The following is a 20630-nucleotide window of genomic DNA, read 5'->3' on the forward strand; positions in this document are numbered from 1 at the left end:
TGTTTGTTTAAAATAGTATTTCTCATATTATGACCTCCTTCCGCTTTCATTTTTTACTTACTTTGCTAGTATAACATGTATTTTACTATTTTTCAATAGGCTATATTTCTATTGTACTTCCATACATTGCAATTCTCATTGCTCATTATAACTGCTTTTATATTACTAGCTTCCTCTACAAAAGAATTGAAGCTGACTCCAGGATCCGAACCCATAAGATAATATATGTATCCATCCTGCTTATTCTTCTTAAGCCACACTCCATACCCATATAAACTGCTGTCGTCTCCAGCTTTAGGCGAAAGCATTTCCTTTGTAGTTTCTTTTGATAATAATTTATATTCTAAAAGGCACTGCCAGAAGCTCATCATATCATCAACCGTGGAAAAAGCCCCACCAGCTCCTGTTCCCTTTACATCCACACTATAGATATTAGTTCTGAAGCTGTCTTCAGTCTTATCATATATATAGCTATTAGCACAGTTTCCAGGCATTCTATCAAATTCAAAATATCCGCTGCCTAGCATATTACAAGGCTTAAATATATTTTCCTGTACGTACTCATCAAAGGCCCTTCCGCTTATTTTCTCTATTATAAGTCCAAGCATAACATATCCTGAATTGTTGTACTTGAACTTGCTTCCTCTTCCATATTGCATAGGTTTATCAATAAAAAGCGGCATAATTGCAGAAGACTTTCTAATTTTGTACATAGGATAATCTACCCAAAGCTCATCATACTCTTCCATAATTTCCTCATTAAAATAATCAGGAATACCTGAGGTATGATTTAAAAGCTGGTGTACTGTAATATTGTCATCAATTAGGTTAAGATTAAAATCTACTATGTCCCCTAAAGCACTATCCAGTGACAATAATCCTTTTTCCACTAACTGAAGTATGGAAACGGCGGTAAACACCTTGCTGCCAGAAGCCATAGCAAAGCTTGTATTAATTTTATTAGTTATTTTGTTGCTTTTATCTGCATAGCCATAGGCTTTTTTATATACTTCTTTATCAGCTTTTCTTATAGCTATAACCCCGCTGAAATTTTTGTCCACTATATCATCAAATTTCTCATATTCCATAGTTATCATCTCATTTCTGATTCTTTAAGTAATCTTGACAGCGGCTAATCCAAAGTTTCTCATGCTCAGCACTGCTCACTATTCTATTTTCCAAGTCTTTAATGCTAAATATATTTTCTTCTTCACACCAATTTATACAGTTTCTGAAAAAATCCATATCTCCATCCTTATCTAAAAAAACATAAACATATTTAAAGCCTTTTTTATAAGCCGCCATAAGCCTAGAATAACCATCAATGCACACCACTCGGTCATCTATCCTGATGCAGCATATCACTATATCCTTTGGCTCTTTTATCCAAGAGCTTGCCATAAGAAACTTATCTTCTTCCACCGTCAACTGTTCTACCTTTATGTCTTCTATATTTATTTTAAATACATCTAAAGCATCCTTAACTTCAAATACCCATTTACTTTCTCTTACAAATCCATACCCAATTAGGTATTTTTCTTGAATAAAATTATTTAATTCATCATAAAAAATTTTTTTAAGGTATGGATTCCAATATTTTATTTCATCCAATAATCCTTTAAAGATCTCATTACCTTTTGAGGTTTCAAATAATCTAAAGTTGATTATTTCTGCCTCCTCCACATTTTTAATATCATATTCTAAAACTCCACATATTTGTTTATCATCATCAGCTAATATGCAGGTATTGTGCTGAAAGCTTTCCTCATACTTTATATATTTAGAATCATAACGTTTTGCTCTGTAGAAATCCATTTTTCAGTATTCTCCTAAATCATTGATTGTCATTTATAATATTAAAGCTTTATAATTTATTTATAAAGTTAATAATTAATTCTATATTGTTTTTTACATAAAAAGCTGCCTACTTAGGCAGCTTCACTTATTTCTTACAATATACAATTTTCTTAATGCTTTCCACAGATAGAAAATACTCCTCTGCAAGATAGCATATTTTATATCCATTCTGATATTTATTTCTAATATCTTCATTTCTCTTTTTTATATATTCACGGTTCCCTGACTTCTCTCCCCACTTCTTTCTCTCAGCAGGTCCTGCAGGTATATATACATATTCTCCCTGAATATATTTTTGAATTTCTTTCACCAGACTTTCTGGCAAAACATTTTCTACTCTAACATATTTCACAACGCTCAGCTCCTTAAATTCATACTTCAAATTAAGGAAGCAAAGCCTGTTTATAGTTAAGGCGACTTAGATTCTATCTCTGTGCAAATTGCCGCCTAAAGTCATATATACAGACTTTGCACAGAGTACATCATTCATTGCAGAATTCACTAATAGCTTTCTCATAGTTCATCCCTCCCACATATTCTCATTGCTACTTTATTACTTTTAAATATATCATGTACTAGATTATTTTGCAATAAAAGTAAATTACAATTTGTTTTTATGACATGCAGCTGTCATATTAAATAAGTTATCATTAATAATAAACTTAAGTGAAATGAGGTAGATAAAATGAATTTTGAAATTAAATTAGATTCCTTGTATGTATGCGTTAAAGACATGGAGAGAGCCATTAATTTTTATGAGCAGCTTTTTAACCATAAGGTTTATATAAAGGATGAAGTCTTCAGTGTTTTTCAGGTGGGAAGCTTCAGATTTTGTTTATTTGATAACAGCAAGGTAAAGGAACAGGTAACTTGGGGTGACAATTGCCTTCCCAGCTTTCAGGTTAATGATATGAATATTCTGCTTAATAAATTAAAAGAACTGGCATGTGAGATTGTCTTTCCGCTTACAAAAATAAAGGACAATTGGGTTTTGGAGTTTAAAGACAGCGAAGGTAATGACATAGAAGCCTATTGCCATCTTTAGCCGCAGACAAATTTCAAATCACTCAGTAACATATACTGCCAGTATTGTTGGAATATATATTTTTATGTTATATAATAAGTCTATGCTTTAAAAGAATGTTGATAAAGGCTGTACTAAAAAAGGACGGTGATACTTATGATAAATAATCCATACAACAGTGATGGTATGTGGCTAAAGGGTAATCTTCATACTCATACGGAAAATAGTCCCTGCGGACATTATCCTCTTGAAAAAGTTATAGACATGTATACTTCTTTTAAGATGAAATATGATTTTCTGGCTATAACAGACCACTATGTTCTTACAGAATTAGATAAATTCAAGAACAATGAAGAAATAATTCTTTTCAGCGGAGTAGAATATAAAAAACGTGATCTTCAAACTTTGGGCATAAACATAAGCAGTTATTCTGACGATAAGGATGAGCTTACCAATCATCAGCAGCTTTTCAAAGAGGTTGAAGCTGAAGGCGGAATAAACATAATATGCCATCCCCATGCCTTTGAAGATGATTACTGGCCCTTTGAAAAGCTTACTGAGCTTGAAAATTACACAGGTATAGAGATTTACAACAATAACATAAAGTTTGACAATAAGGGAAGAGCTGTAGCCACAGACTTATGGGATAAGCTTCTTTCCAGCGGTAAAAGGGTTTGGGGCTTTGCCAATGATGATATGCACGTATTCCAGCGCTGCGGAGGCGCTTTTAATATGGTGCTTTCAAAAGAGAAAAGCTCTCACGCCATTATTGGGGCAATAAAAAATGGAAGCTTTTACGCCTCTTCTGGAATATTTTTAGATTCTATAGCTATAAAGGATTCCTCAATAGAAATTAAACTCAGACATCCAAATATTCCTGTGGAGTTTGCTTTCATAGGTGATGGCGGTAAAGTTCTCAAGCAATACACTGGTAATGAGGGTAGCTATGAAATCCAAGGAAATGAAAAATATGTGAGAGCCTTTATGAGGAGAGAGGATGGAACCATGGCGTGGACTCAGCCATTTTGGATATGTTAATTCACAGCTTGACATACATATAGTGTGAAAATCGCTATAAACATCAATTCTGATTCAACACAAGGTTTTTAACAAAAGGGGGTACTATTTATCTATGCATAATTTAATAGCTGTAACAAAAAAAGCAAGAATACCTAGGAGACTTCTAGCAGTATCACTTACACTCATGGGAGCCTTAGGGATAATATATGTAATAGAAAGTATTTATTTCGGTAAGGTTATAGATGCTGCCAGCGGAAACATGAAGGCAGTCATACCTACTATAATGGTAATAATACTCATCACCATCGGTGAATATATATTAGGCATAATAACCAAATATACTGTGCCAAGAGCTTCAGAAATAGGGCTTTATAATCTGAGAAATTCTTTAAGCAAGAAAATATGTCATCTGAAATACAAGGTTTTTGACGAAACCTCTACTGGAGACATTCTTTCAAGAACCATGAGCGATTTAAATGGTGTCGGTACGTTCTGGTCCGACACCTTTATAAATGCTTTTCAAGGTGCCTTTATATTCTTAACGGGACTTTGCGTGTGCATATATATAAGCTGGCAGCTTACACTGATAGGCTTTATATTTATACCTATTGTTTCTTATGTAGTGTTTAGGACAAGTTTTATGGTAGAAAAAGCTTCCTTTGAATCTAAAACCTTTTCTGGGAAAATGAATGCTTTGGCTCACAATATACTTACGGGTATGATGACATTAAAGTCCTTTACCCTGGAAGATATATTAACTAAAAAATTTATACAAACCTCAAGAGAATTTGTAAAAGCTGAAAAAAGAGTAGGAAAAGCCAGTGCAAAGGTATATGCTCTAGGTGCTCTGATTGATTACGGTCCTAATATAGCAGTAATAATTTTTGCGGGCATAATGAGTCTGCGTAACCAGCTTACTTCCGGCGAATATCTTTCCTTCACCTTCACCTTTGGCTTTGTATCCAGTGTACTTTATGACTGCCAAAAATATATAATTTCCCTAAGAAGCAGTGAAGCCATGGCTAAGAGGCTTATGGATGTTTATGAATATGCTGAAGAAAAGCAGTTTGATATAAAAAACATTAAAGCTTCAAAGGAAAATATGATAGAAATATCAAAGCTTAACTTCTCCTATGACGGAACTAGCACTGTGCTAAAAAATATAAATCTTAATGTTAGAAAAGGTGAGGTTGTGGCTTTTGTAGGCTCCAGCGGCTGCGGAAAGAGCACTCTAGTTAAGCTTATTTCAGGAATGTATGATTTGGAAGAAGGCTCCGTCACCGTAGCAGGTTTTAATCTTAGGGAAGAAAATCTTCCTTCCTTAAGGAGCAATATAGCTATAGTGGCTCAGGAATCCTTTTTATTTCCTGGGACCATACTTCAAAATATCCGCTATGGCAATCCAAAAGCTTCTGAGGAAGACATTTATGAAGCCTGTAAAAAAGCAGATATTCATGATTTTATAATGCAGCAGCCAGATAAATATCTCACTGTGGTTGGAGAAAAAGGACTTTACATGTCTGGAGGTCAACGTCAGAGACTTGCCATTGCCAGAGCTTTTCTTAAGAATGCTGATATTTTGATTTTAGATGAACCAACCTCCGCTCTTGATTCGGAAGCTGAAAAAAATATTCAGGAAACTTTGGATAAGCTTATGGTAGGGAAGACTGTTATAGTTGTAGCTCACAGACTATCTACCATAAGAAATGCCAATGTGATATATGTATTTGATAAGGGCAGTATAGTAGAAAGCGGTACTCATGAAGAACTAGTAGCAAAAAAAAGCTTCTACTATAAGCTCTATGAGAAGCAATTTGAGGAAAACAAGGGGGTGTCCGCATGAAAAATCAGATAAAAATGCTTAGATGGATGTTTTCTTTTACTAAAGGCTTTCGTATATCCTGGGGCTTTAGCAGACTATCTCCACTGATATTCAACTTTTTTGAGAAGCTCTTTGAAGCCTTATCCTTCAAGCAGCTGTTCGTATGCTTCATAAGCAAAAATATTCATGATTTATACTTAACCCTAATCTACTATTTAATTGCCCTGGCAATTAACATGATTGGAAAAAGCATAACCACCTATGCCACTACCTACTCTAATGCAATATTAAGAGCCACTGTTAAAGGAAAATTTGTGGACAAATCCTGCAGATTAAAGGTTGCCGAAGACGAGGAGCACAGCGGAAGAATGCTGGCTCGCTTAAATCAAGATGCTGACATGGCTTGTGATGTACTAAACAGTGCCATGGATAATGTGCTGATACCTTTCCTGCAGGGACTTTCCTACTTGATTTTAGTATTTTCAGTGAGCTGGCAAATAGGCTGCTTTTATGTTATAACCCTAACCCCTATTTGCTTTCTAAATATTTTATTTACTGAACGTTTCCACTCAGTGGGCAGAAGAATTCAGGCTAAGCTGGCAGTGTTAAACGAAAAATTTCAGGACACCTTGGCAGGAGCTATGGTCATAAAGTTATTTATGCTGGAAAATATTATGGAAAATGAAGTTAAAGGACTATCCTCAGAAGTTTTAGCTGCTAAAAAGGATGAGCAGGTGCTTCGTTTCAAGTATTTATCCATAGTGAATGTTTTTTCTCATGCATTTTCAACCTTCCCTATAATCCTAGGCTGCTACCTAGTATCCATAGGTTTGATGGCTCTGCCAAATGTTATGTTTGTAAGCAGATATACCTATGCTATAAGATTTTTGGCCAACAGTCTTATAACTTCAGCTACAGATATCCCTAGGCAGATTTCAGGTATTGAACGTATATATGAAATCTTTAATAGAAAGTCTCACGCCTCTGAATATGGAAAACTAAAGCCTTCAGGTGACAGCCAAGTTATGATAGCCTTCAAGGATATAAAGGTACACTATAGAGGAAAAAATGTGGTGGATGGCTTCAATTTTCAAGTAGAAAAAGGCAAAACCATTGCGCTGGTAGGTCCAAGCGGTTCTGGAAAGTCCACTGTAGTAAAAACTGTAATGCAGTTTGTTAACTACTCTGGAGACATGGAAATTCTAGGAAGATCCGTAAGAGATTATGATTTGATAGAGCTAAGAAAACTTATCTCCTATGTGCCTCAGGAAAGCATGCTTTTTGACTGCTCCATATATGAAAATATATTGTATGGAAATATGAATGCTACCAAGGAGCAGGTTATTGAAGCTGCAAAAAGAGCCTATGCTCATGATTTCATTCTGGCTCTTCCTAATGGTTACGACACCCTGGTTGGTGAAGATGGTTCAAGATTGTCTGGAGGTCAAAGGCAGCGAATTTCCATCGCTAGAGCCTTTCTTAAAAATTCTCCTATATTGCTTTTAGATGAAGCTACCTCCGCTCTAGATTTAAAATCAGAAGCAGAGATTCAAAAGGCAATAGATGAACTAATGAAAGGAAAGACCATACTCGTAGTAGCCCACAGATTGTCCACTATAATCAATGCAGACACAATTGTGGTTATGGAGGATGGAAAAATAATTGAAACAGGCAGCCATGAAGAGCTTTTAAGCAAGGACGGAGTATATAAAAAATTATACGATATTCAAAATGTAGCAAGCTGATTCTAATAACAAATTTTATTGCTATAAGCAAAAAGAGAGTTTTGTGCATATATAACAAAACCCTCTTTTAATATATTCACTTGCAAAGATGTTCTATAATCTCCTCATTGCTTATCTCCAGCTCTTTCGGCCATTCTCCCATTTCAGGAAGAACCGCTAAATAATACTTATCTCCTTCAAGTATTTCTTCATCATACTCCGCATTTCTGTAGCCTAATTTTTCAGCTATAGCCTTTATAAATTCATAATGATTTATAACCTCACTGCTGCCCGTATGAAATACTCCAGATAAATCATTATCCATTGCATAGGCAATTTGCTTTGCCAGCATTATATCAGTGTTATTATTAAAATACCCATTAGAATAAACTTTAACTTTGTTATTGTTTTTCAAATCAGCTGCAAGCTTATCCATCCTAGGAGAGGCTTTCCCCCATATCATTGGGAGCCTAAAAATCGCTGATTTATTCTTCCATTCATTTAACAGCATATCTTCGCTCTGAATTTTAAATTTTCCATATTCACTTTCTGCTGCAGCTTTTTCATTTCTAAAATGAGCTGTTGAAAAAACTCCATCAAAAACATTCCCTGTGGAACAGAGATATAGCCATGCATCGGCTTCCTTGGCGTAGCTTAAAACTTCCTTCCAAGCTTTTAGCTGCATCTGAAAATCTCCTCTCAGGCAATTTATGATTCTGGAAGGCTTTAGCTCATTTAAAATTTCACTTATGCTGTCCTCTTCCACTTGAAACCTTATGGCAGCCTCCTGCGTTTGATTGCTGCTGTAGGTACCATAAACCTTATAGTTTTTAGCTAGCTCCTTAGAAAGAGCTTTTCCGACTAGGCCGCTGGCACCAAGTATCAATACAGTCTCCATATACATTATCTCCTTAATACCATGATAATTAATTTGCCAATTTCATTCCAAATTCATATGCTTTATCTTCTACATTTTTATCTTTATTACAAAACTTCATCTTTTCACTGACGGGGTTGCTTTTAAAAAGCTTAGCCATTTCATCTAACTCCGGAGCTTCTTCCAGCCCGCCGGCAGCATATATCTCGATTTTTGCATCTCCAAAATTTTCAATACTTTTTATATAATCTCCTAAAACCTTAGAATATGATCCCATATAAACAGCAGAACCGAAAACAACTATTGAATATTCTTTTAAATTAGTGCTTAAGAATGTACCAGGATAATTTATATCTACCTCATAACCATCCTCACTGATGCCTTTAGCTACTTTACCAGCTATATTCTTACAATAGTTTGTTCTTCCAGGTTCGTAGACTAACAGCGCCTTTTTCCCATTTGAATTAGCAGTTTTCACCTTTACTAAGTTGCTGGAATGCTTCACATTATTTGCACTCACTTCCCAATAAACAAAACCTATGCCTAAAACAAAAGCTGCTAATAAAATTAACATAAATCTCTTCAATGCCTTTTTTATTCTTTTACCCATAATTGTTTCCTCTTAAACTCCCATTTTCTCAACAAACCTATTTATGCTTTCTTCTGAAAGCTTTGAAATATTCTTATCCGTTTTAGCTATTTTCTTTATTATAAGTTTTTCAAAAAAACTCATATTTTGAAAAATGAATTCTCCTCCAAAGCATTCCCTTGCCTCTGCCTTTTCTAATATTTCTTTTGGATAAGAGGCTGTAAGCTCTTTTTCAATGTCATCGCTCATGCCGCATATGAATACTCCAAGCTTTTTGTTAAGTAATGACTTAGAATTCTCCTTGCAGAAGCTGGTCACTTCTTTTTGAATCTTCCCCATATATACAGCTCCACCTATAATAACCTTATCATAAGCTGATAAATCCACTTCCTTTGAGCCTTTTAAATCTATCAATGTAGTTTTTCCAGAAAGCTTTTCCCCTAGAAGCTTTGCGCATTTTTCTGTGGTTCCGTGCTTAGTTGAATACAATATAACATTATTCACAATACCCATCTCCTTATCTTATTATTAGGTTCTGTTTTAAATCAGTGTTGATTTTTACACTGATTTAAAACTTCCTTCAGTTCGGGAGGCTATGTTTTAAAATGTTGATATTATCGTTTGAGTTCTAGGAACTCTTAGGGATTGCGACTTATAATTGGCGTAATTTTGCCCAGGACGGGCAAAGCAATTTTAGCGCCACGGAGGGCGCATTAAAATTGGTAGTCAATTATAACAAAGCAGCCCTTAGAGTTCATCCCATGGGTTCTGAAAGAAACCATGCCATTACGAAAAATGCCTTTATCAACATTCTTTTAAAACATAGCCTATTATTAATCCATTAAAAAGAATATCAAAATGATGATTTATCAGTCTCTCCTTTTGCTCTTCTTCTATGTGTGTTTCCATTATCAATCTTGATATAAGTCCGTGTGTTGATGTCCAAATAATTTGTGCCGTAAGTTCTGCATCAACATTTCTAAATATCCTTTTGTCTACCATATTCTGTATCATTTCAGCAAGCTGAAATATAGTTCCCCTCTCCTTTGCTACCCCCTTATGCAATATGTTTAAATTGTTTTGTTCCTCTCCGATGTCACTAATAAGAAGCATTTTAAAATGATTAGGTCTTTGAAGCATAAAATCAATATATGCTCTAAGCCTTTTTCTTATTGTCTCTTCAGGACTACTAATATCTTCAGGTACTGAGCTTATAGCAGCTAAAATGTCTTCATAGCCTTCCTTTATCACCTGCTTTAAGATGTCATTTTTGTCCTGAAAATAGTGATATATTATCCCTGGTGAGTATTCTATTTCCGATGCAATCTTTCTAATAGATAATTTTTCATAACCTTCTCTTACCAATATATCACTGGCCGCCTTGATTATCTTGTCCATTATTGCTTTTTTTTCTGCTTCTCTTCTCTCATTTATCCCCATAGAGCCTCCATTATTAAACGTCGTTATTTTATTAAACACTGTTCAATAAAATGATAACACTTATTTTCTTTGTTGTAAATATAAAGCTATGCTTTAAAAGAATGTTGATATAAACTTATGATCGTCTGTGCATGGTTTCTCTCGGAACCCATGGAATAAACTCCAAAGATAATATCAAAATCTTAAAACATAGCCAAATATATTTATTATTTAAAAGGATTATAAAATCTTCCCCTATTATATATCATTAAAAATGCTGAAGTGGCTAAGATCACTACAGCTAAAAAAATAGCTAAGTAATCTTTCTTTTCAAATTTTCTATAGTTATACCAGGTTCTTTTCTTTTTGTTACCAAAGCCTCTAAGCTCCATGGCACAGCTTATGGTTTCAATTCTTTGGAGAGTGGAGAATATAAGCGGCATCAATATTGCTGCAGAATTTTTTATACGCCTTGTAAATTTCTCATTTCTTGACATATCGATTCCTCTGGATTGCTGTGCAAAGGATATATCTATATAGTCGTTTTGCACATCTGGAATATATCTTAGGGTTATAGAAACTGCATAGGCAATTCTGTAACTAACTCCTAATTTATTTAGTGAAGCTGCAAATTCACTTGGATCAGTGGTAACTATAAATAAAAGTGCTACAGGTATTACCGTAAGGTACTTTACGATTATATTAAATTGGTAGAAAAGCTGTTCCTTAGTGAAGAAATATGCCCCGGCTATATGCAGCAAATCATGTCTTGTCCCATATACAGCTGTCCCTTGATAAGGCGCTAGTATAAAAATAGCTATATTATTTAAAAGCATAAAAGCAACTATGAAATAAAATATAAAGGAAATAGATCTAAATTCCACCGTGGAAATTTTAAATATTGTTACTCCCAAAACTAATAATATTACTAACAATCTAGTATCATAGGTTATCATGGAGGCTACGGACCATAATATGAAAAATAGCATTTTAGAAGCCCCAGTTAAATTATGTATAGGTGAATCTATTTTTGAATATCCTAAAATTCTTGCGCTCATGCCCTCATCCTCCTGTCGTAATCTATAAATTTACTCACAAACTCTCTCGGATTATCCAAATTAGCCTTTTTAGCTAACTCATAGAGAGAAGTTTCCTTAAGATTAGCTTTTTCAATTATATTTTCATCCGTTAATATATTAGCTGAGGTATCGTCTCCAACTTTTATTCCATCGGAAAGCACCACTGCTCTATTGGAATATTCCAGCATAAGGTGCATGTCATGAGTAATCATTATAATTGTTTTTCCCTGCTTATTTAATTTGAGAAGAAATTCCATTATTTCATTGTAGTGTCTAAAATCCTGACCGGCTGTAGGCTCGTCCAAAATAATTATTTCTGGATTTAATACGAGGATTGATGCTATGGTTACTCTCTTCTTTTGACCAAAGCTTAGGGCAGAAATGGGCCAGTTTCTATATTCATATAGCCCGCATATCTTAAGAGTTTCAAAAACTCTATTTTTTATTTCTTCTTCTCTCACACCTCTAACTATCAGTCCCAAGGCAACTTCATCAAATATCATATTTTTTGATATCATTTGGTTAGGATTTTGCATTACCATTCCTATATTGGTGCTTCTCTCCTTAATACTGGCTTTAATAATGTTCTTTCCCGCTAGCAGTATTTCTCCGGAATTAGGCTTGTAAAATCCGCAGATAAGCTTAGCTATAGTTGATTTTCCTGCTCCATTTTTTCCAACTATGCTTAGCATATCTCCTTTGTTCACATGAAAAGATAGCTTATGCAAAACTTCTTTATCTCTGGTATATCCAAAGCATATATCTCTAAATTCTAATAATTTTTCACTATTTCTATTTTTTTCATCTCTTGTGAGCTCTTGATGCCACTTTGATAGTTTCTCCTTGCAGCTAGCTATGTCTAGCGTATCTAAGCTTCTAGGATGGATAGACGCTGTAATTTTACACCCTGCATATTTTAATGCAGTTATATATAAGGGCTCCCTGATACCACACTTAGTTAAAATTTCAGAGGACAAAATTTCATCCGCATTTAAATCAGCCTCCACCTTGCCATTATTTATTAAAATTATTCTGTCCACATCCCTATAGAGAGCATCCTCCAATCTATGCTCTATTATTATAATTGTTTTATTAGTTTTCTTTTTTATATCATCAATAAGCTTAATAGCAGTTTTTCCTGTAGCAGGATCTAAATTTGCAAGAGGTTCATCAAAAATAAGAATATCAGAATCATCTATCATTGCTCCTGCAATTGTAACTCTTTGTTTTTCACCGCCAGACAGCTTATGAGGCTGTGAACCCAAATGCTCATTTATTCCCACCAATTCTGAATATATGTTAACTTTATCTCTCATTTCCTGCTGTGCTACACAATTATTTTCTAATTTAAAGGCTATATCCTCTGCTACTGTGAGCCCTATGAACTGACTATCAGGATTCTGCATCACAGTACCTACCATTTTTGAAATTTCAAATATGCTTAGGTCTTTAGTTTCTTTGCCTAAAATAGTTAGGCTTCCTGCTATTTCTCCTTCATAAAAAAAAGGCACTAATCCATTTATGGCATTAACCAATGTACTTTTACCAGATCCAGAGGCTCCAACTATTAATATTTTTTCGCCTTCATATATATTTAAATTAATATTCTCCAGAGTAGGATTAGCTTGACTCCTATATTTAAAGCTAAAGTTTTCAAATTTTATTATGGGTTCCTTCATGAAATAAATTCTCCTTAATTTTAACTTTGCAAAAATCTATGCACAATTATTATAATTCATACTATACCTAAAATTCAAATAGCCAGAGATTCCCTCTGGCTATTTGAATTTATATTTTAGCTCTGTTTTATTGTTCTTTTGTTAAGCTGCCCTTTTGTGTTATAGTTTTGCCATAAGCCACTAACAATATGGAAGTAATAACTCCAACTGTAATAATATCAGCAATTCCTGCAGTTATCCCCTGTAAATAAACCTTGTTTGCAGGCTCTGCATATATTAAGATATCAAGAGTTGGAGCAACTAAAAACCAGGTTATAGCATTAGCTACTACTTGAACTATGTTAAAAGCAACAATTTTTTTCACTCCTACTTTTCCTTCTTGGATGTTAAGCTTTTTAGCAGCCAGACCTACAAGAAGTCCAAAGATTCCTGAAGCAATAACCCAGCTAAACCAAGGTGATCCATACATTATAGAATCTTTTATAGTATGTCCAATAAGTCCAATAAGAAGTCCTGCAACTGGCCCAAATAAAAGTGACATTAAGGCTAAAAATGGATAAGAAGTTTCTATAGTTACATTAGGTACAAAGGTTGGAATAGATCCAAATCTTCCTAGAATAATAAACACTGCCGCTCCTATTCCAATAGCAACAATGGTTTTAATAGATAATTTTTTCAAAATGATCCCCCCGTTTATAATTAAATTATAAGTACAAGCTTTATCTAAGTTGTATCACCTAGAATTTTCACTGTCAATATTTCAGCATAAATAAGGAGATTTATTACAACTGTCATAATTTACATAGTCAAAATTAATAATATATGTTTTTTTAAGCTAATTTTTTATAAAAAAATATAAATCTATGAATTATTAATTTTCTGCACGCAATCTATTGCTTTTTCTAATGTCACCAATTATATATAGAATAAATTCCCCTGAAATAACAACAAAAATATTAATAATTAATGATAAGGTATCTATAGGTTTATTTAAGCTGCTGTCTGCAATATAATTTACTCCCATTTCCAATACCAGCAAAATAATAAGTGCCAGCCTAGCTATATTTAATTTGTTAAATTTTGTAAAATCCGTGAGGAATATAATCACAGCCACACATATTAATGAGAAGGCAGTTATCGGCACAGCCAACGAGTAAAACCAACTTCCTCCAGTAAGACTTTCAATAAACCATAGATATGGAAATATTGTTAAAGCCACAGCCGCTAAGATAACGGTAAGCTTACGGCTTTTAGGTATTATAAATGCACTTAGTATCATCCAGGCAAAAATAATTGATGTTAATGGATAATATGCCCAGGTTATCTTAGAATCCACAGCGTAATTCACTGTAATGCATATTCCAGCGCTTAAAAACAAAACAAAGGTTAAAATTAAAATTGAAATTTTCTTAATTTTATTCATTTATATTCTCCTTTCTATTTATCTAAATCTATCCTAATACTGCCAGAGCTTGTTGATGCCCTTAGATTCTTATATGGTGAATTTCCTACTTTGGCTTCAGCTTTGTTTTTTCTGTATCCTTGAAAATTCATATCAATATTTCCATTTATACTTCCCGAGGTGCACTGCCCTTGGAAGTCAAAGTTTATTTCTTGAGATAAGTTAAGCTTTATGGAGCCTGAAGTAGCTTCCACATTGGAATATTCATCGATGGACTTATAATCTACATCTATTGAGCCGGAGGAGCTTTTCACATCTCCTGACCCGGAAAGCTTACCTAATTTTATTTCTCCAGAGGTAACTTTTATATCATATTTTTTACATTCTAAAGCTTGTAATTCTATGCTTCCTGAGGATGCATCAATATAGAATTCATTAGCTGTTATCTTATCAACCGCCTTAAAAGAACCTGATGTATGATAGCATTTTAAGTTATATAACACCATAGCTTCTTCGAACCTTATGCTTCCTGAAGTAGAATTTATGGTTAAATCCTTACTGTAACTTTTAGGTATATACACCTCTATACTTTTTCCAAAGGAAAGGTTAAATATATTGATAAAGCTATGATGACTTACATTTTCCTTGTCTCCATCCTTTATATCTAAACTATTTCCTTCTTTTAAAACAACAAATTTCTCTTGCTCCGTAAGCTTACTACTTGATTTTTCTACTACTTTAAGCTGATTATCATCTGTACTATAAATTTTTATATCTGCTGAGGTAAAATCCAAATTTATATTTGAATAATTTCCAACAGATTCCTTAGCTTCCTTTTGAATAGTTGATGTGCCTAGAGATACGCCATTATTTATAATTAAATAGCAAAGCATGGCTATCATAATTATCACCATAAGGCTAAAAAAAGCTATGAGTACTTTTATTCTTCTTTTATACACCATCATCACCTTCTTAATGCCAAAGCTAAAACGGTTATTCTATCTAAGGCAAAGCCTATTATAAATATTATCCAGGAAAAGGCCCAGGAATTAAACGCAAAGCTTATTATAAAATATACTGCCAAAATAAGAGCGGCTATTATAATATGCAAGGATCTCATAAAATCCACTTCTGCTTTAGTGGTATATTTCCACTCTTTAAATTCCTCTACTATGGAGTCATCTCTTTTTTTATATTTAGGACGCGAGGCAAATTGATAAACTAACATACAGCTAGCGATAGTATCCATGGTGAGCATTATGCAAGTTACTAATATGGCATCAATGCTTAAAAAACTTATTCCAAAAATCTCCACCACTACGCTCATTATATAGATTCCTATGCAGATAGATAACATGAAAGCTCTTTTTTCTCTGTCCTTCTGAAGCATTTCATAATCAATGCTTTGTTCTTCTCTTAATCCTGCCAGCAATTCATCAATATCACCTACTCCTCCCATAACTATAGAAACTGCTTCATCCTCACTTCTTCCATTTCTCACAAGCTCATCGTACTTTTCTATAAGATTCCCGAAAAGTTCTTCCTTAAGATCATTTACTTTCTTAGTCCTAGGTGCATTTTCGAAAAGCCTGTCTACGCTTCTTCGCAATTTTTCATACATTTTATATACCCCCACTTATTAGATTATCAATTATTTCTTTAGCCTCCTGCCAATCAAGCCTGTTTTTATCTAAAGTCTCACGTCCTAATGCAGTTATAGAGTAATATCTTCTTCTTGCTCCAGTAGTTTCATCTCCCCAATAGGAAGTTATCATATACGCCTGTTCCAGTCTTCTGAAAGCAGAGTATAAAGTGGCTTCCTTTAGCTCATATTTGTTGTTCGTTCTCTCTTGTATAAATTTATTTATCTCGTAACCATAGCTATCTTTTTCTGATAATATTGATAAGATTATTGTCTCTGTATGTCCACGTATTATATCTGAAGTTATAGACATCTTTATCACCTTTTTTCTCTATTGTAATATTATGCATGTATATATTATAAAAATATATACTTCGCCTGTCAAGGTATATATTTTATTGATGTATATATATTTTTTTCAAATAAGTGTATGATTTGCCTTGGAAGTAACACTGAAGTAGACAGCTTAGTAAAAGAATACTTAATTCAAAGAAATGTGCTGCAAAATTGATAATTCTGTAAAAGGCTGTACTAAAATAATAATATATTTTGGTACAGCCTTTTACAGATTGGAATTAATTTTCACAAAAATATTATTTGATACTCTTCCCTATCTTATGAGAAAAGGCTAGTTTAAGTAGAACAGGAGTTATGATAGTAGTTAATATTACCACGATCAAAGTAGGGAGAAAAATTTCCTGGGATATTATATTTTTTTGAAGTCCTATATTAGCAGTGATTATAGCCACCTCACCTCTTGAGATCATTCCAGTTCCTATTTGAATTGCTTCTCCCTTGCTGAACTTAATTAATCTTGCAGCTCCGCCGCAGCCAACTACCTTTCCAACTACCGCTATCACCAGCATAATTAAAGTAATAAGTATTACTTCTCGGTTTATGCCCTTCAAATTAGCTTCTATGCCAACACTTGCAAAGAAGATTAAAGACAAAAATCCTGAAGAAATAGCCTTAATATTTCTCTCTAGATATTCTTTATGCGTAAGAGAGGATAACATAAGTCCGCATATATAAGCCCCCGTAATAGCGGCTATGCCCAAGCTTTCAGCTATATATGCAATGAGTAAAGCAAAGGCTATAGAAAATGTGACCAGCTCTCTGCTAGGTTTGGTGTAATTAGAAAATTTATTTATATACTTTGGCACATATATTACGCCTACTATGGAAGCTGCACAGAATAAAATTATTTTTATCAATACATATACTATTGATAATACTCCTGCAGTTTCAGAACCTGAAGTTTGAGCCACAGCAAGAACTATAGAAATAAGAATTAGCCCTAAAATATCATCAATTACGGCAGCTCCAAGTATATTTATGCCAGCTCTGGTATTAAGCTTTCCAAGCTCCTTAAGAGTTTCCACAGTAATACTTACACTAGTGGCGGTTAATATAACTCCTACAAATACATTTTCCACTAAATCATGAAAAAACAAAGCTGCTCCCAAGGTTCCCAAAACAAGCGGAAGCACTATGCCCGCTGCTGCAATTATAAAGGAAGATAAACCTGCCTTTTTAAATTCCTCCACATTGGTTTCAAGGCCGGCAAGAAACATAAGCATTATTACTCCTAGATTTGAAAGCAGTTCTATATTCTCATCGTATTGAACCAGGTTTAATACCACAGGTCCTAAGATAACTCCAGCCAGCAGTGCCCCTAAAACCTCAGGCATTTTTACCTTTCTGCTTAATATTCCGCCTATTTTAGTAAATATCAGAATTAAAACAATGCTTAATAATGTTTTTTCCATAGTTTCAACCTCCTTAAAAACAAAAAAATAGAAAGCCCCCCTAAAGGACTTTCCACCCCAAAAGTCAAACTCTCTTGAAATCAAATAAAATTTATTTGTTCAACCGAAGACTTCCATATACATTTTTTATTAATTATAACATACTTGAAAATGATTTTCAAACTATTTATCCCTATAGCTGCATGGAAACGTCTGCCACTCTTCTTCAAGAATTCCATACTCATAGCCATCCCACCAAATAGGCTTGCCATCTTCAGTCTTTTTAAAGGTAGCAGATTTCAAATAATGGCCTTCCCGTCTCATACTAAGCCTTTCCATGAGTCTCCAGGATTTTGTATTCTCTGGATTGCAATCAGCCACTATTCTATGGGCATTAAGTCTTTCAAAGGCATATTGAAGAAGAGCCTTGCAAGCTTCCGTTGCATATCCATTCCCCTGATATTTAGGATTGAATATATATCCTAATTCCCAAGTCATAAAATCTTCTGGCTCGGTCTTATTAAAATATATATGCCCTACCATCTTGCTGCTTTTCTTAAGTTCAACAGCCCAAAATACATTTCCTTCTGAAAATCTATCTACAGACTTTTTTACTGCTTCATCAGAAGTATCCCATTCTCTTTCGAATTCATATATCTCCTTCTGAAGTAAATAGTCCTGTAAATCCTTCCAATCCTCTGCTTTAAAATTCCTTACTAATAGTCTTTCAGTTTCAATAATAATCATATACAATCTCCATTCCTCAAATTTATGGAGGAATAGATTAAACTTCTATTTCCCCCTGACTAATTAAAAAAACACCTCTTAAATTTGCTCATGATAATCTCCCCTTTCAGAATAAATCAACAACATTTATTGTTCATATGAATTATAACATAAATTTACATAGTTAGAAACATTTAATATAGAATGCTTTATTATGTATGAGATAACACTGGAAACATAAATTTACTACTTTCAAATGGTTTCTCATTTTCTCTCATGACAAACAATGTAGTCCCCCTATTGTCTAATGCTTTTTCCAAATATCCCTCTGTATTCTCAGGGGTAAAATCTAGCACTACTTTATTTATTTTATTATAAGCAAGCTCTTCAATAATTTCGTCCAAATCCAGCTTTGAATTAGAAAATATATCCTGAAGATATAATGTATCTTCTACAAACTCAGCTACTGCAATTGAATCACTTTTTTTCAAATAATAAATATTATCCTTCATGAAGCCCGTACAATAAAACATGGCTATATCTATATTCTTAAGCATAGATATTTTAGATATAGATACTGCTGCCTCTATTCTTTCTTCTAACATATCTCTAACTTCCTTTAAAGTCATATCCATCTTTTGTGCAGAAGTAAATTCATTAGCATTATTAATTTTTTTATAATATTGATACTGTGAAGCCTCTTTGAATCCAAACTTAGGGTAAAAATTTAATACACTATCATTGGCAAATAGATATATCATATCACATTTACTCTTCCATTCCATTATTACCTGCTCCATAAGATATCTTGATAATCCTTTATTTCTATAGAATAAATCAGTCATAACTGTTCCTATTTGCACATAACTTTTTCTTTCACTCATTACCCAAAAATCAATATTGCTAGCGGAAACATTAGCTATGATTTTATCATCCTTCATAAGAGAATAAGGTACATAAGTATTTCTCCAATACCCTAGCTGATACCACTGTTCAAAATCAAAGCCATAGGTTTTCATTGCTAATTCATTAAAGCTTTTTCTGATCCTATCATCATCCTTATAACCCTTTATAAAATTATACTTATTCCCATCAATAATTACTTCCTTCATATATTATCCCTTCTCTAATATAGCCTTTCTACGATTATGACTATTTTGTTTTCAAGTAAATTCACGTCAAACTCAGAATTATCTATCCTATACTTATTTAACTTAATAGCTTCATAAATTCCTTCCTCTAATTTTCTTCTTGCCTCCAGTACTTTTATAACTCCCTCTAAGCCGCTTAAATTATTTGCTAATCCATAGCCTTGTTTTGTATAATACCCTGTAAACCCTTGAAACCACTCTTTTGGTCTTGTATTTACTGCATTAATAAAAGCTGTTTTTATATTTCTTTGATTCACATATATTAACACCGGCTCTAAAGGAAGGATTATATCAGCTAACTCCATTATATAATTCTTAGTAAATTCTTTATCCGCATTGTTTCTAATCATGCTTACTGTTACAGGATTTTGTATAAAGCAGCATTCAAATATCACTACTTTATCCTTATTAGCATATTCCCTTACAAACTCTTTCCACCTGCTTAATATCAAGCTTTTGTGCATCTCTAAAGGCAATTCATATATATCATGTTTGATAATTTCCTTATACAATTCTTCCACGAAACATATTTTCTGCTGTTCTATCAATTTTCTATATTGGATTATATATCCCTCTTCATATTCAATTTTTATCTCCTCTAACAGCTTATCACTTTTTGAGTAAAAGTGTTTTAACTCAATAAATTCTTCTTTTGTAAAATAAGCTGCTCCATCAAAATCTGCAGGATGATCCACATTTCCCTCTGAATATAGCTCCGCATTAATTCCTCTGTTCTTAAGAATATTATATAAAGCTTCAGCAGTGGTGGATTTTCCTGATCCAGGCAGACCCTCTACAATAATTAATTTAGTAGTCATATACTATACCTCGTGAATTATTTTATTTATTTGATTAGTAAATTCTAAATAAA

22 protein-coding genes and 1 other annotated feature are annotated in these 20630 nt (G+C 33.6%); of the genes, 4 read left to right on the plus strand and 18 right to left on the minus strand.

Annotated features, from left to right (window positions below; all coding sequences use genetic code 11):
* Window positions 1-92: 92 nt before the first annotated feature.
* The 3 genes from IAI10_RS16935 to IAI10_RS16945 form a co-directional block, all read right to left on the minus strand.
* The gene (locus tag IAI10_RS16935) at window positions 93-1088 is read right to left on the minus strand and encodes a serine hydrolase (protein ID WP_315674487.1); all 996 of its coding nucleotides are present in this window, start codon (window positions 1086-1088) and stop codon (window positions 93-95) included.
* 10 nt (window positions 1089-1098) lie between these two features.
* Entirely contained in the window at window positions 1099-1815 is a 717-nt protein-coding gene (locus tag IAI10_RS16940; RefSeq protein WP_315674488.1) for a hypothetical protein, read from the minus strand.
* Window positions 1816-1942: 127 nt separating this feature from the next.
* Window positions 1943-2209: a CD3324 family protein gene (locus IAI10_RS16945; protein WP_315674489.1), complete on the minus strand. Its 267-nt coding sequence runs from the start codon at window positions 2207-2209 to the stop codon at window positions 1943-1945.
* Between the two features lie 333 nt (window positions 2210-2542).
* Between IAI10_RS16945 and IAI10_RS16950 the strand changes: the two genes are divergently transcribed.
* From IAI10_RS16950 to IAI10_RS16965, 4 genes are all read left to right on the plus strand, one after another.
* The gene (locus IAI10_RS16950) at window positions 2543-2902 is read left to right on the plus strand and encodes a VOC family protein (protein ID WP_315674490.1); all 360 of its coding nucleotides are present in this window, start codon (window positions 2543-2545) and stop codon (window positions 2900-2902) included.
* A 135-nt stretch (window positions 2903-3037) separates the two neighbouring features.
* Complete coding sequence (locus IAI10_RS16955; protein ID WP_315674491.1) at window positions 3038-3919, plus strand: hypothetical protein; 882 nt, start codon at window positions 3038-3040, stop codon at window positions 3917-3919.
* A gap of 94 nt (window positions 3920-4013) precedes the next feature.
* Window positions 4014-5744 carry an ABC transporter ATP-binding protein gene (locus tag IAI10_RS16960; RefSeq protein WP_315674492.1) on the plus strand — a complete coding sequence of 577 codons (1731 nt, stop codon included), beginning with the start codon at window positions 4014-4016 and terminating at the stop codon, window positions 5742-5744.
* The gene (locus tag IAI10_RS16965; protein ID WP_315674493.1) at window positions 5741-7468 is read left to right on the plus strand and encodes an ABC transporter ATP-binding protein; all 1728 of its coding nucleotides are present in this window, start codon (window positions 5741-5743) and stop codon (window positions 7466-7468) included. Before IAI10_RS16960 ends, IAI10_RS16965 begins: the two co-directional genes overlap by 4 nt.
* 76 nt (window positions 7469-7544) lie before the next feature.
* Here IAI10_RS16965 and IAI10_RS16970 read toward each other — a convergent pair whose 3' ends face one another.
* From IAI10_RS16970 to IAI10_RS17040, 15 genes are all read right to left on the minus strand, one after another.
* A complete protein-coding gene (locus IAI10_RS16970) occupies window positions 7545-8345 on the minus strand; it encodes a sugar nucleotide-binding protein (RefSeq protein WP_315674494.1) in 801 nt (266 codons plus the stop codon).
* A 28-nt stretch (window positions 8346-8373) separates the two neighbouring features.
* Window positions 8374-8934 carry a hypothetical protein gene (locus tag IAI10_RS16975; RefSeq protein WP_315674495.1) on the minus strand — a complete coding sequence of 187 codons (561 nt, stop codon included), beginning with the start codon at window positions 8932-8934 and terminating at the stop codon, window positions 8374-8376.
* 12 nt (window positions 8935-8946) lie between these two features.
* Window positions 8947-9417, minus strand: a complete 471-nt coding sequence (locus IAI10_RS16980; RefSeq protein WP_315674496.1) for a flavodoxin domain-containing protein — start codon at window positions 9415-9417, stop codon at window positions 8947-8949.
* 300 nt (window positions 9418-9717) lie between these two features.
* Window positions 9718-10353, minus strand: a complete 636-nt coding sequence (locus IAI10_RS16985) for a TetR/AcrR family transcriptional regulator (RefSeq protein WP_315674497.1) — start codon at window positions 10351-10353, stop codon at window positions 9718-9720.
* Between the two features lie 206 nt (window positions 10354-10559).
* Window positions 10560-11390, minus strand: a complete 831-nt coding sequence (locus tag IAI10_RS16990) for an energy-coupling factor transporter transmembrane component T (protein ID WP_315674498.1) — start codon at window positions 11388-11390, stop codon at window positions 10560-10562.
* Window positions 11387-13090, minus strand: coding sequence for an ABC transporter ATP-binding protein (locus tag IAI10_RS16995; RefSeq protein WP_315674499.1), 1704 nt, complete (start codon window positions 13088-13090; stop codon window positions 11387-11389). The genes IAI10_RS16990 and IAI10_RS16995 overlap by 4 nt, the downstream gene beginning before the upstream one ends.
* Before the next feature lie 127 nt (window positions 13091-13217).
* Window positions 13218-13772, minus strand: coding sequence for an ECF-type riboflavin transporter substrate-binding protein (locus IAI10_RS17000; protein WP_396334405.1), 555 nt, complete (start codon window positions 13770-13772; stop codon window positions 13218-13220).
* Between the two features lie 189 nt (window positions 13773-13961).
* Window positions 13962-14513, minus strand: coding sequence for a hypothetical protein (locus tag IAI10_RS17005; protein ID WP_315674500.1), 552 nt, complete (start codon window positions 14511-14513; stop codon window positions 13962-13964).
* Window positions 14514-14527: 14 nt separating this feature from the next.
* On the minus strand, window positions 14528-15451 hold the full coding sequence (locus tag IAI10_RS17010; RefSeq protein ID WP_315674501.1) for a DUF4097 family beta strand repeat-containing protein: 924 nt from the start codon (window positions 15449-15451) through the stop codon (window positions 14528-14530).
* A 5-nt stretch (window positions 15452-15456) separates the two neighbouring features.
* Window positions 15457-16113, minus strand: coding sequence for a permease prefix domain 1-containing protein (locus IAI10_RS17015; RefSeq protein ID WP_315674502.1), 657 nt, complete (start codon window positions 16111-16113; stop codon window positions 15457-15459).
* 1 nt (window position 16114) lies between these two features.
* Window positions 16115-16447, minus strand: coding sequence for a PadR family transcriptional regulator (locus IAI10_RS17020; RefSeq protein WP_315674503.1), 333 nt, complete (start codon window positions 16445-16447; stop codon window positions 16115-16117).
* A gap of 280 nt (window positions 16448-16727) precedes the next feature.
* Window positions 16728-17903 (minus strand): cation:proton antiporter, encoded by a 1176-nt coding sequence (locus tag IAI10_RS17025; protein ID WP_315674504.1) that lies wholly within the window; start codon window positions 17901-17903, stop codon window positions 16728-16730.
* A 46-nt stretch (window positions 17904-17949) separates the two neighbouring features.
* Window positions 17950-18008, minus strand: a sequence feature (sodium ion sensor (DUF1646 type); this cis-regulatory element may regulate processes involved in with the transportation of sodium ions).
* 57 nt (window positions 18009-18065) lie between these two features.
* Window positions 18066-18629 (minus strand): GNAT family N-acetyltransferase, encoded by a 564-nt coding sequence (locus IAI10_RS17030; protein WP_315674505.1) that lies wholly within the window; start codon window positions 18627-18629, stop codon window positions 18066-18068.
* Between the two features lie 191 nt (window positions 18630-18820).
* Window positions 18821-19720: a GNAT family N-acetyltransferase gene (locus IAI10_RS17035; protein WP_315674506.1), complete on the minus strand. Its 900-nt coding sequence runs from the start codon at window positions 19718-19720 to the stop codon at window positions 18821-18823.
* Window positions 19721-19734: 14 nt separating this feature from the next.
* A complete protein-coding gene (locus tag IAI10_RS17040) occupies window positions 19735-20577 on the minus strand; it encodes a hypothetical protein (protein ID WP_315674507.1) in 843 nt (280 codons plus the stop codon).
* Window positions 20578-20630: the final 53 nt, after the last annotated feature.

This window comes from Clostridium sp. 19966 (assembly GCF_032335695.1).
Classification (GTDB): domain Bacteria; phylum Bacillota; class Clostridia; order Clostridiales; family Clostridiaceae; genus JACTOJ01.